General features: G+C 67.6%; 11 protein-coding genes and 3 pseudogenes. 9 read left to right on the top strand and 5 right to left on the bottom strand.

All coding sequences use genetic code 11. The annotated features are described in order from the left end of the window. Positions 1-603: 603 nt before the first annotated feature. A complete protein-coding gene (gene rph / locus P3G67_RS35420; protein WP_276097186.1) occupies positions 604-3,201 on the bottom strand; it encodes a rifamycin-inactivating phosphotransferase in 2,598 nt (865 codons plus the stop codon). An 880-nt stretch (positions 3,202-4,081) separates the two neighbouring features. Next, positions 4,082-4,315 (bottom strand): annotated as a pseudogene (locus tag P3G67_RS36420) (IS630 family transposase); the annotation flags it as partial. Positions 4,316-4,421: 106 nt separating this feature from the next. On the opposite strand from P3G67_RS36420, the gene P3G67_RS35415 reads away from it, so the two are divergent. The 3 genes from P3G67_RS35415 to P3G67_RS35405 all read left to right on the top strand — a co-directional run bounded on the left by P3G67_RS35415 (position 4,422) and on the right by P3G67_RS35405 (position 6,193). Then, positions 4,422-5,015, top strand: a complete 594-nt coding sequence (locus tag P3G67_RS35415) for a TetR/AcrR family transcriptional regulator (protein ID WP_276097185.1) — start codon at positions 4,422-4,424, stop codon at positions 5,013-5,015. Positions 5,016-5,114: 99 nt separating this feature from the next. Further along, on the top strand, positions 5,115-5,972 hold the full coding sequence (locus P3G67_RS35410; protein ID WP_276097184.1) for an NmrA family NAD(P)-binding protein: 858 nt from the start codon (positions 5,115-5,117) through the stop codon (positions 5,970-5,972). Between the two features lie 50 nt (positions 5,973-6,022). Beyond that, a complete protein-coding gene (locus P3G67_RS35405; protein WP_276097183.1) occupies positions 6,023-6,193 on the top strand; it encodes a hypothetical protein in 171 nt (56 codons plus the stop codon). 292 nt (positions 6,194-6,485) lie between these two features. Here P3G67_RS35405 and P3G67_RS35400 read toward each other — a convergent pair whose 3' ends face one another. Next, the gene (locus tag P3G67_RS35400) at positions 6,486-6,668 is read right to left on the bottom strand and encodes a hypothetical protein (protein WP_276097182.1); all 183 of its coding nucleotides are present in this window, start codon (positions 6,666-6,668) and stop codon (positions 6,486-6,488) included. A 939-nt stretch (positions 6,669-7,607) separates the two neighbouring features. On the opposite strand from P3G67_RS35400, the pseudogene P3G67_RS35395 reads away from it, so the two are divergent. Continuing rightward, positions 7,608-7,974 (top strand): annotated as a pseudogene (locus P3G67_RS35395) (site-specific integrase); the annotation flags it as partial. A gap of 40 nt (positions 7,975-8,014) precedes the next feature. Here the strand turns inward: P3G67_RS35395 and P3G67_RS35390 are convergent. Next, positions 8,015-9,007, bottom strand: coding sequence for a GlxA family transcriptional regulator (locus P3G67_RS35390; RefSeq protein ID WP_276097181.1), 993 nt, complete (start codon positions 9,005-9,007; stop codon positions 8,015-8,017). 52 nt (positions 9,008-9,059) lie between these two features. On the opposite strand from P3G67_RS35390, the gene P3G67_RS35385 reads away from it, so the two are divergent. The 3 genes from P3G67_RS35385 (at position 9,060) to P3G67_RS35375 (ending at position 10,638) form a co-directional block, all read left to right on the top strand. After that, complete coding sequence (locus tag P3G67_RS35385; RefSeq protein WP_276097180.1) at positions 9,060-9,455, top strand: cupin domain-containing protein; 396 nt, start codon at positions 9,060-9,062, stop codon at positions 9,453-9,455. Positions 9,456-9,685: 230 nt separating this feature from the next. Then, a complete protein-coding gene (locus tag P3G67_RS35380; protein WP_276097179.1) occupies positions 9,686-10,021 on the top strand; it encodes a hypothetical protein in 336 nt (111 codons plus the stop codon). Between the two features lie 188 nt (positions 10,022-10,209). After that, positions 10,210-10,638, top strand: coding sequence for a VOC family protein (locus P3G67_RS35375; protein WP_276097178.1), 429 nt, complete (start codon positions 10,210-10,212; stop codon positions 10,636-10,638). 70 nt (positions 10,639-10,708) lie between these two features. Here P3G67_RS35375 and P3G67_RS35370 read toward each other — a convergent pair. Further along, positions 10,709-11,143, bottom strand: a pseudogene (locus tag P3G67_RS35370) (transposase); the annotation flags it as partial. Between P3G67_RS35370 and P3G67_RS35365 the strand changes: the two are divergent. After that, positions 11,136-11,282 carry a hypothetical protein gene (locus P3G67_RS35365; RefSeq protein ID WP_276097177.1) on the top strand — a complete coding sequence of 49 codons (147 nt, stop codon included), beginning with the start codon at positions 11,136-11,138 and terminating at the stop codon, positions 11,280-11,282. The pseudogene P3G67_RS35370 and the gene P3G67_RS35365 overlap by 8 nt on opposite strands. A gap of 124 nt (positions 11,283-11,406) precedes the next feature. Further along, a complete protein-coding gene (locus P3G67_RS35360; protein WP_276097176.1) occupies positions 11,407-11,634 on the top strand; it encodes a hypothetical protein in 228 nt (75 codons plus the stop codon). Positions 11,635-11,814 lie beyond the last annotated feature (180 nt).

Here is an 11,814-nt window from a genome sequence, read left to right as displayed (position 1 = left end):
CGATATCCGCCGCTGGGTCAAAAACTGGAACGAGGACCCCAAGCCGTTCATCTGGACGAAGACCGCCGAGGAGATCCTCGACTCCCTCGCCCGCTTCTGCCGACGGATCTCTGGCGCAGGACACTAGTCGAGATCGAGAAGGCGGTGCCGCCGGGCGTGGCCCGCGGCGACCGATACCCGTCCGCGTTCATGTCCAGTCTGGGCGTGGGGAATTGAGCCCGGCTCTCCGGCGGGGCCCGCGCCGGCGGCTGGCTGCTGCGGTCCGCGCCTATGTGGGCACAGCCCGGAGGCATCGGAGGTGCTGGGTGCCTCGACGCACCGGTGGGCCAATCCGCTCTTTGAGCTGATGAGCGGGCTGACCCCGGCAAGCAGTTCCGCAGCGCCGAACCCGCGCTGCCCATGCCCCAGTGGTCGGCTCGGTAGGCCGCGTTTCACAGGTGGTCGCCTGTGAAACACGCGAGCGTCCGGCGGTTCACCACCCAACCACACCGGAAGTCCCACCAACACCGCGGCACTGCACTGCAAAGCCCATGAAACAAGAGGGCGTTGAAGGCGAGAACGACCTCGGTCGGAAGCTACGGGTGGGCTTCTCGGTGTGGTCGGTCAAGGCAGGATCTCGATGTACCCGTCTGTTCCGTGCAGGCGGATCCGCTGCCCGTCCCGGATCAGCCGGGTTGCCTGCTCCACGCCCACGACGGCCGGCAAGCCGTACTCCCGGGCGATCACTGCGCCATGGGTCATCAGGCCGCCCACCTCCGTCACCAGGCCCGCGATTCCGACGAACAGCGGCGACCAACTGGGGTCCGTGAAGGTCGTCACCAGGATGTCGCCCGCTTCGAGATCGGCCTCCGCCATGTCAAGGATGACGCGGGCCCTTCCCTCGATGGTCCCGGCAGAGACCGGTAGGCCGATCAAGGCGCCGGCTGGCACGTCGTCGCGCCGGTACGCCCCGGTGACGGCCTCACCATCCGATGTGAGCACCCGGGGCGGTGTGAGCGCGTGGTACGAGCGGAAAGCGTCCTTGCGCTGCTGGATGAGCTGGTCATCCACCCGGTTCGAGCGCACGAGGTCGTGGAGTTCCTGGAACGTGAGGTAGAAGATGTCCTCCTTCTCAGGAAGCACGTTGGCCTGCACGAGGCGCTCGGCCTCCTCCAGCAGGGCCCGCTTGTAGACGAAGTAGCGGCTGACGATGCCGTACTTGGGGTACTCCCGGTATCCGATGAAGGTTCTGACCCGGTCGATCATCCGCTTTGCCTCGTCGGCTTTCTGGTCCCCGTCCGGCAGGGCACGCAAGCGTGACAGCACCTCCTGTTCCTTCTTCCGCGCCTTCTGCCGCCCTTGCTCGAAGCGCCGCTCGGCGGCGCCCGGCTCGAAGTTCCTGACATTGTCGAGGATCACGGGCACGAGCGTGGTGGGGCGCTCGCGCCAACGTGGCCTCGTGATGTCGATCTCGCCGACGCAGCGCATGCCGTACCGGTCGAGGTAGCCCTCGATGGCGTCGCGCGCTTCGGGCCCGCCCGCGAGCTTCGCCAGCTCGTCCAGGAAGCCCTCGTCCTCGACGCCCTGCAGGAACGCCACCACCTCCGGATGCGGGCGGATCACGTCCGCGACGTCGAGCAGCGCCAGTCCCATCTCCGATGTGACGTTGTCGGGAGCCGACAGCGTTAGCGTGTCAGCCGCGTTCTTCTCGCCCAGCCACTCCTGCAGCTTGTCGTTTAGCCACCACGTGGCCTCCATCCCCGCCATGATCGCCTGAAGGTTCAGCGGGTCACTGAGGACTCGCTTGTGCTCCTCGAAGGCCTCCAGCAGGAAGTCGAACAGCGCCGGTCCGGTCTTCGTCCGGATGTCGCGCTCCAGGGCGGCGATGGACGCCTGGCTGCGCTCGATCAGCTCGGTGACGATGGCCGGATCGGTCTCGATCGGGGCGGACGCGCCGCGGGCCGACGGCCCGCCGGGACCCGCGTCCGGGAGCGACGGGACGAAGTCGTCGCGGTCGAGGACGGTCTCCAGAGCGTCCCTGGTCAGCGGATCGCCTCTCCCTATGACGTCCAGGAGGCCGGCGCGGCTCGCGGGCGAGGCCAGGCGCTGGGTGACGTCGACGAACAGCCTCCCGCCGGCCTCGTGCATCGGCACCATGGCCGTCAGCTGCCACATGGAGAGCCCCAGGGGCTTCATGGGGTCGGTCATCATCTGCTGATGACCGACGGAGACGTAGACGTGATTGTCCTGGTCGCTGGTCTCGGGGATGGGGAACAGCGTCGTGATCGGCCGACTCTGGACGATCCGGAAGTCATTGTCGACCAGGCACCATTCGATGTCCTGCGGGCGGCCGAAGTGCGCTTCGATCCGCCGCCCGAGCCGCACAAGCCGCACGACCTGCGCATCCGCCAGCGCCGGCTGCTCCTGCCGCTGCGAGTCGATCGCCACTTCCTGCGTACCGCCAGCCGGCCGGGCGTGAACGGCACGCTGTTTGGCGGCGATCGACTTGGCGACGACTTCGCCGTGTCGCACCTTGAAGACGTCCGGGTTCACCAGGCCGGAGACCAGGGCCTCGCCGAGGCCGAAGCTGGCGTCCACAGTGGCGACCTTCCGGTTGCCCGTGACGGGGTCGGCCGTGAACAGGACGCCGGCCGCCTGCGGGAAGACCATCTGCTGCACGACCACGGCCATGTGGACCGTACGGTGATCGATGCCGTTCCGCTGGCGGTAGGTCACGGCCCGCTCGGTGAACAGCGAGGCCCAGCACCGGCTGACGTGCTGGAGGATCGCCGTCGGCCCCACGACGTTCAGGTACGTGTCCTGCTGGCCGGCAAAGGATGCCGTCGGCAGGTCCTCTGCCGTCGCGCTGGATCGGACGGCGTAAGCGGCTTGCTCGCCGAGCTGGGCGAGCGCACGGGTGATCGCCGCCGCGAGATCGCCCGGGATGGCAATCCCTTCGATGGTCCGACGAATCTGCGCGCTGAGCGTGCGGATCGCCTCCCGGTCGTCCGGGTTCAAGCGCGACAACTGATCGAGCCGATCGTCGATCGACGGCGCTTCCGCCATGATCCGCCGGAAGGCGCCCGTCGTCACGCAAAAGCCACCCGGCACGCGGATGCCTTCGATCCGCGACAGCGCGCCCAGGTGCGCGCCCTTGCCGCCAACGACCGCGACCTGCGTCTGGTCAACCTCTTGAAGATCCAACACGTACTGCTCAATCATTTCAATCATTGCGATACCTGCCGGGCAGCCGTGCTCCGTTGCACCGTGGCGGCCGATCGAATCACCGGCGCCTCCAACTCCGTCGAACCTCTTGTCGAGCACGTCCTCATCCCTGGTTGCCTTCCCTCTGACGAGTCGGTCGGCCGCTCCGCCCAGTCGGGCGCGCACCCCCGCACTCCGCGCCGACCACCCGCAACTGCACTGCCGGTCCCACCACTGGCTCGACATCACCGCGTCCCCCCATACGTCCACACGCACGTCGTGCCCCATTTCCGCAGGTTGTGGCATGGACCGACGATTCTGCGCCCTGACCCGGGTCTTGCCGCAAGCCCCCCAGTGCGCTATAAGTTGAGAGTGGCAAGGAGAGAGTTCTCCTTGCCTTTGCCTTTTGCCGTCCAATGGAACTGACAATCTTCTCGCGAAGCGGTGGCGCGCCGCATACGGGTACGAGTCGTTGGCCCAGCCGGATGTCCCATCGGCCTACGTATGCAGTCGTGGAACGGGCCGGGGCGCTAGGGAACGCTGCCCAAGCGCCTCATGCTCGGTGACGCGAACTCATTAACGTGCCGCAACTACGGGTTTGACCTGTTGCGGTGGCACCCGCTGTTGTGATTCCTGGGACCGGGCGACCGAAGCTGACGTCGCGACCACGGTGGCCTGGCTGCGGGCGGCCCGCACTCCGCAGCGGCGGCGCAGCCGTCCAGGCTCGCCACCTGTGCGGTCAGTGGACCTCAAGACGGGCAAGCCGTCCTCTCGGGCTGAGTCTGCGCCGAGGACGAACAATCACGCTTTGACTGTGGTGCATGGCTTTTGCGCGTTCCATGGTCGCTTCGGCGCGGGGCCGGTGGTAAGTCGGGTGCCGGTCTCGGCGCAACGTCGGCAGGTGTCGGCCCACCGAAGTCCGTTGGAGCCGGTCCCGGGAGCACAAGATCTCGACGATCCGGGCCAGCGTCCAGCACTGGTCACTCCAGCCGCACGCGGCCGGACCGGCATCCAACTCCGCCTCCAGGGCACGGACTTGGCCTGAATCGAGCTTGCAGCGGGCAACGCCAGCGCCCTTGGAAGTCAAGGCATGCCGACCGCCCGAAGCCGGCGCCCGCCGCCAGCGGTTCGAGCGTCGGGGTGAGTTGGCCGGTGCGACCAAACCGAGGTTGATCTCTGAGGCACTCAGGCATACATTTAATTACGTACCCGTATCGTTTCATAAATGTGGGGTGAGGATGCCTGTTACCCGCGACGCGGAGCCTGCTCGGGGCAGACCGCGCGACGTCGGCCGGGACCTGGCGATCCTCGACGCGACGCTGAGACTGCTGGTAGAGGTCGGATACGACCAGTTGTCCATCGAGTCGGTCGCGGCCGAAGCCGGAGTGGGCAAGCCCACGGTCTACCGGCGCTACGCAGGCAAGGCCGAGCTGGTGGCCGCGGCGGTCGAGCACCGCGCGGCGAGCGTTCCGCCCGCGACTCGGACCGGCGATCTCCGGCAGGCCCTGCTGCAGACCGTGGGGTGGCTGGCCGAGCAGATCGCCGAGCAGGAGATCGGGTTGCTCGGCGCTCTGTTCACGGGCATGCGCAGCGATCCGGACCTGGCGGCGGAAATGCGGCGGATCCTGCGACGCGACGAAGCGGCAATGACCGAGCATCCATTCGGCGGTGTGCAGGGCGAACACCTCGTCCCTGGAGCGGCCGGACTGTTCGCCGAGATCGTTCCGGCGCTCATCGTGCACCGGCTCGTGTTCGTCGGGGAGCCCAGCGACCAGAGCTTCGTCGAGCACATCGTCGACGACATTCTGCTGCCGCTGCTCCAGCGCCGATGAGCGGTGGAGAGACCCCCTTGTCCGGCCTGACGGCCGACGGAATCCATATATCGGTGCGGGCGGTTCGGTATCGATCCTCTGCACAACGGAGGCAACAAGATGATCGTCATCACCGGCGCGACCGGCGCCCTGGGCGGCGCCACCGTCGAGCACCTGCTCGAGCGTATCCCCGTAGACCGGATCGGCGTCAGCGTCCGCGACATCGCCAAGGCACAGCATTTCGCCGACCGCGGCGTGCGCGTACGGCGCGGCTCCTACGACGACCCGGCCGCGCTACGTGACTCGTTCGAGGGCGCCGAACAGGTACTGCTGGTCTCCCAGAACGACCCTCGCGGCGACGGAATCGGCCTGCACCGCAACGCGATCGAGGCCGCGGTCGCCGCGGGCGCACAGCGCATCCTGTACACCAGTCACCAGAACGTACACGGCGAAAGCCCGTTCGCCCCGGCGCGCGAGCACTCCGCCACCGAAGCGCTGCTCGCGGAGTCAGGGATCGCCTGGACCTCACTTCGCAACGGGTTCTACGCGCACAGCCTCGACTGGCTGCTCGGCCCCTGGCAGCAGACCGGCGTCATCGCCGCTCCGGCCGATGGCCCCGTCTCCTGGACCGACCGCGCCGATGCGGCCGAAGCCGCCGCTATCATCCTCACCGGACAGCACCCCTTCGACGGCCCCGTCACGCTCACCGCACGCCGCGCCGTCACCTTCGGCGACATCGCCACGACCGCAGCCGAACTCACCGACCGTGACATCACCCGAGTCGTCGTGGACGACGAGCAGTGGCTCGCCGACCGGATCGCCGCCGGCACACCCGAGCCGATGGCCTACATGCTGCTGTGGTTCTTCCACGCCGCGCGAAGCGGCCACTTCGCCGAAACCAGCCCGCTGCTGGCCGAACTCCTGTGCCGCGAACCACGCACGGTCGCCGACCTCCTCACCGAGCGGATCAGCGCCTGAGTTTCGGACTCGATATGGTCGCGCTCAACTCGACTGCCCAATCAAGGCCGTTGAGTGCGCACGGACCACGGCAGCAGTTGTGCGCCGCCAGCATGACGTTCACCGCGGAGCTGGAGGAGGGTTGCGACTTCGCCACCTCCGTCAACTTCGGCTGCAGAGGCCGCGGTTACCTCGTCAACTGCCAGCCTTGCGCCGAGGCCGCGTTCCTCTGGCAGCGCTGAACCTCACGAATGACCCTCCCGGTGTAGGTTTTCACCGCTGACCGCTGCTGTGGGTTCTGGTGCCGTCCGCAGTGAATAACGTGACTATGGGCGCGAGGACGGTCAACGCCACGGTGAACTGCGGTTCCCCCCGATGGTGATCGCATCCCCGCTGAGGCCAGCGATGCGTTTTATATCGGCTCACCGGTACGCGCGACCAACTCGCCAGGGAGAACGAACGGTTACCGCCAGCCACGCGGAACTGGCGTCGAACGCCGGCCTCGCGCCGTCACCTTGTGGGACTCAATCGCTGTCAGCCGCGAAGGTGGTAGCTGTAGGCGAATCCGGACGGGTTGCACACGCCGAGCTGGTTTCTGGTCTGGTCAAAGGTGAAGCCGGGCGGAACGGAGCAGGCCCAGATGTTGTTCTGCGGTGCGCGTAGGTGGTAGCTGTAGGCGAACCCGGATGGGTTGCACACGCCGAGCTGGTTGGCCACGCGGTCATAGGTGTAGCCGGGCGGAACGGAGCAGGCCCAACTGTTGTCGAGGTTGGTGGGCTCCGCCTGAGCCGCAGGCGCGAACCATACTGTGCATAAGGCGACGAATGCGCAGAGCGCTGACGAGGCCGCTGCCGCGGGTCTGAGATGCGGGCGGGTGCGTAGGCGCATCAGGTGCCTCCTGTGAGAAGCCGACAGCCGTCCTCATGACGGCTGACCCTGCCCGCAACATATGCGGCTGCCGGCGTGTTCTTGGAGAGTCATATGGGCCATCCTTGGTGATGCGTCGGGAGCCCAAGCCGATGGTGCGGACGGTGTTGCGCGGTCCGGAGGACTTCGTCCTCGTGGGAACCTCGCCGCTCGGCGGGCGAAGGTCGCTGCGGGCAAGCCGGTGCTCACCAGCTACCAACTGGAGGCAACCCCCTCGTGCCAAGGCACGCGCAAGCACCGACTGCTACCTCCGGCCTGCCGTCGCTCAGCCCACTGAGAAGTCTCCGGAGCGGGCGGCGAGACCATGGCATCAACTCGCCCAGGCGGGAGCGCATTCGGGGGGTGGTCGGGGACGGCCGCGCTCGTCCGGCGGGTGGTGTCGGATTCACGGTTGTGGTGTGATCGGGGCCGGTTCCGCCGTGGACGGGGGACGGGGCTGGGACCGCGGGGGACGGTGTGCCGATCGTCGGGCGCGATGGGTTCGCCGGCTCGGTCGGGCGGGACTGACCGAGTGCGCACGCGCGGCGAGCGCGGCCCGCAGCCGTTCCTCGATCGGCGCAGGGGTCGTGCCGGTAGCGGACTTGTACTGCTGCGGAACTGGCGTCGGCGTGGCGGCGCCGTGGTGCGGACCATGCCCCGGCCGCGCCGGTACGGGCGCGGGGCTCGGGGTGGCGTGCGCGGGAGACGACGGTACGGGGCTCGACTGGACGCGCGTCGGCGCCGGGACCGGCGCCCCGTCTGCTCAAGGGCCTTGCTCGTGGGGCGGAGTTCGTCACACATCGCCGCCCAGCGCCAGGCAAGGTCGTCAGCCCGTGCGACATCTGCCCGGACACCGGCTTCACCCGGCTGTTTACGGGCAAGCCCGCGCCCTGCTTGACCAGCACACTGCCGTGCGCGGGTCCGGCACCGGCTGGGACCTGCACGAGTACCGCCACTCCGGCTTGACCCACCTTGGCGAGGCGGGCGTCGCTGTTGATGCTGATGGCCGGGTCCCGGCACAAGAAGCCGGAGAACGTCCGCCGCTGCTTTCAAGCCCTCCCCGGAGGCCATCGCCGAGCTCACCAGGCTCCTTGCCCCTGGCGATAGCCGACGCTGAGCGACATTCCCGTGGTCCGCCGGAAGAGGATGCCCCGCCGTCAATCCACCTCCGGCCCGAACCGACGCTTGTATGCCGACGGAGTGATGCCCGTCTCGCGGCGCATCAGCGCACGCAAATTGGCGGCGGTGCCAAGCCCGCTGCGCCTCGCGACCATCTCGAAACGGGACTCACCTCGCTCGATCAACCGGCATGCCAAGGCAAGTCGTTCCCCCGTGAGCCACGTCAACGGCGTGGTTCCCAGTTGTGCCCGGAAACGGCGATGCAGCGTCGCCGGACTGACCGCCATGCGTGCCGCAAGGTCAGAGACCGTGAGTGGTGAGTCCAACCGCTCCTGGGCCCAGGCCAGGACAGGCGCCAGGGACTCTTCAGGCACGTCGGGCATGGGGCGCTCCACAAACTGCCGCTGCCCGCCGTCCCGGTGCGCCGCGAAGACCAGTCGCCGACTCACGGAGTTGGCGACCTCCGCGCCGTAGTCGCGGCGGACCACATGCAGCCCAAGATCCAGCGCGGCCGCGCTCCCCGCAGCGGTGAGGATGTCACCATCGTCCACAAACAGCACGTCTGATTCGAGGTGGACAGAGGGGAAGCGGGCCCGGAAGGAACCAGCCCACTGCCAGTGCGCGGTGGCCCGGCGCCCGTCGAGGACTCCGGCCTCGGCGAGTGTAAAGGCGCCGCTGCAGAAGCCGACCAGGCGCGCACCGCGCGCGTGCGCCCGTCGGACTGCATCGAGTACGGCGGGGCGGCGGGGCACCTCGACGTCCGGGCGGTTGGGGACGATCAAGGTGTCCGCCGCATCGGCCGCTTCCAGATCGGCGACTCCCGTCAGCGTGAAGAATCCGTCCCGCATCAGGGTGCGGGGTTCGGGGGAGCAGAGCCTGAAGTCGTAGAGATCACGGCCGATCTCCGGTCTGCGCAGACCGAAGACCTCGGTTGCACAGCCGAGCTCGAAAGGGTTCGAGTTCTCGTCCACGATCACGACAACCCGGTGTACGCCTGCCGTGTGAACTGCGTGCGAGGATTCTTTCGCCATGTGCAATGTCTAGCACTCACGCCAGCCATGCGAAGTGGCTCAGGATGAGCACATGCGTAACGAACCCATCCCCCTCAGCAAGGCTCTGGCCTCCTTCGATGCCCTGTGGAGTCCCCGCATCGTCACGCGCGTCAACGACTATGACGTGCGCATCGCCAAGGTCGAGGGCGAACACATCTGGCACGTCCACGACGAAACCGACGAGTTTTTCCTGGTGCTCGACGGAGAGCTGCACATCTCCTTGCGCGAGCCCGATGGAGAGCGCACGGTCCTGCTCCCGCAGGGGGCGGTCTTCACCGTCCCCCGAGGCACGGAGCACAAGCCGCACGCTCCGTCCGGCGCCGCAATCCTTATGTTCGAGCCCACCGGGACACCGACCGTGGGCGATCGCCACGACGAGATCCCGGACCACGTGGACTCAACGACCGGTCACACACTCAACACCTGAGCCGACAGGCTTCGGACGCGCCCCTTCCAATGGCATCAGACCGTCACCGGGTCGGCTCCGTTCACCGACTGCCCGCAGGAGCGGCGTGGGTCTCAATCCGCGGCAGCATCCGAATCGCGCGGGGCGCACTACGCCGGGCAGGCCGGGGAGCTGGAAGAAGCACCGCCCCAGCATGTTGCCGTGCTGCCGGACGAACGGCGAGAGGCGGGTGGTGCGGCCACCGCGGCGATGTGACGGCGGATCACCACGATCGGCACGTAGATGCGGCCCGGGCCGACGGCCAGCGTCGGCTCGGGGGCCTCGGCGAGCAGCCCCAGCGCGAGCAGCAGGTCGCGGGCATCGCGACGTTGAGCAGTTGTCCGTTGATGCGCACCACCATGTTCACCGTGCCGGTCCCGTCCAACGGCTTGCGGTACTGCGCGCATGTGCTGTCGAGCCCGGACCTTGGCGACGCCCTCGGGGCCGAGCAGCCGCCGGACTTCCTCGCTGGGTCCACCGGAGGGCAGTCCAGTAGATCGAATTACGCCTCGATCTGCTCCACCAGCTCAGCCGCGCCTACGCTCTGAGCGGGGCAGCGCGCGGACAGAGGGGCAGGCGGCGCTCAGGGTCTGAGGGCCACGCCGGGTGAAGACCCGGTGGGCAGCGGCTGGCTAAGGGCTGTCCTGTAACTGATCTTTGGCATGAGGGTGGTTGGTCAGGACTGGATCTTGGGGATCCCCGGTGGGAGGCAGAGTCCCCCTGGTATGTTGCGCCGATGTCAGCGATCAAGAAGTTCCAAGTCACCTTCGACTGCGCAGAACCTGAGCGCCTCGCTCGTTTTTGGTGCGAGGTGTTGGGGTACGTCGTCCCGCCGCCACCGGACGGGTTTGCCACTTGGGACGATTTCAAGTGCTCGCAGCCGCCTGAGCAGCGGGATTCATGGTTCGCCTGCAGCGACCCCTCAGGTGTGGGTCCGCGACTGTACTTCCAGCGCGTCCCCGAAGGGAAGGCCGCTAAGAACCGGGTGCATCTTGATGTGCGGGTCGGCACCGGACTCGTGGGGACAGAGCGCCTCGCCGCTCTTGAGGCCGAATGCGCACGATTGGTCCTGCTCGGCGCGGTACACGTGCGAACGCTGTATGACGGCAATGATTCGTGCATCCCGATGCTGGACATCGAGGGCAACGAGTTCTGCATCGACTGAGCATTCTCCGAGCCGGAGAGATTGGCGGGCCGCCTCCCTTGGGCCTCTCTGGTTTCCTATGGGGCGGGAGTTATCCCGCGAAGGCGAGGTTGGGAAGCCGAGCGATGCCGAGCATGGCGGTGTGAACGCCGTCGCCTTTCAGGCGGCAGTCGCGAAGGATCTTCCAGGCCATCATCCGCGCGAAGACGTGCTCGACGCGAGCCCGGACCTTGCGATGGGAGCTGTTGTGCTCCTCCTTCCTGGCTGGCGGGTCGGTCTGGCCGCGTCCACGGCGGTGCGGGATGAGCGGGCCGGTGCCTCAGTAACCGCCGTCCGCGCTGACCGTGGCCCGGCGGACGGCGGCCTTCGCACCGGAAAGTCCCCCCGCCTTGCAATAGTTGCGGTTGCCGGTGACCGGCCAGCCGAGGGCAACGACGAGTCGAGTGTCGGCGTCGATGACAACTTGGTGGCTGGTCGAGTACCGGTAGTTCTTCGACTGCTCGGCAACCGTATGATCCGTGTGGGGACCGTGCACCAAGCCGGGATACAGCACCGGCACGGTGGCGTACGAGTCCGCGTACTACCGCTGCGACGACACGTTCAAGGGCCAGTCCGCCGGCTGCGTTTTCCGCGACGCGCCCAGCGTGGTGGGCATGGCGGCCTGACCTACATTGACGGCGGAATCCGCGCTCTGCGTGCGCACGGTGGCCACTACGGTGCCCCCAACGGCGGGTCGGTGCTGCATGCGTTCGCCGACTCCAAGCAGGCAACCAAGAACCGGACGGCCGTGTGTGGCAAGGCCCAACCGACCCCCGGCGGAGAAGGCCCAGGGCCGCACCTGGTGCGACGAGTACCCGTTTCGCCGCCACCTACCAAGGCGGAACCTCCCTGGCGGCCAACCAGCGCGAAATCACCTTCACCACACCCGCTGAACAACGCAGCCAAGGCGGCCGGATCACCGCCTTCGAGAAGAAGTTCCGCATCCTCGACCGCGACCCGTTCTACGTGATCGCCTGACACCTCCACGACGGTCAGTGGCCCCGGCCACCTGTTGCCCGGGGCCACGGCCTTAGGGAGTGTTCTGAGTTGAGATCACGGGATCGGTCATTCCCGCTCCAGGAGGGTGCCAACTGCGGTAGACCGGCCGTGTGACTCGTGGTGATCTGGCTGATGCCGAATGGGAGTTGGTCGAGCCGC

Origin of the sequence: Streptomyces silvisoli, from assembly GCF_029269905.1 — a bacterium.
Lineage (GTDB): Bacteria > Actinomycetota > Actinomycetes > Streptomycetales > Streptomycetaceae > Streptantibioticus_A > Streptantibioticus_A silvisoli_A.
This window is presented reverse-complemented; position numbering and strand designations above follow the sequence as displayed.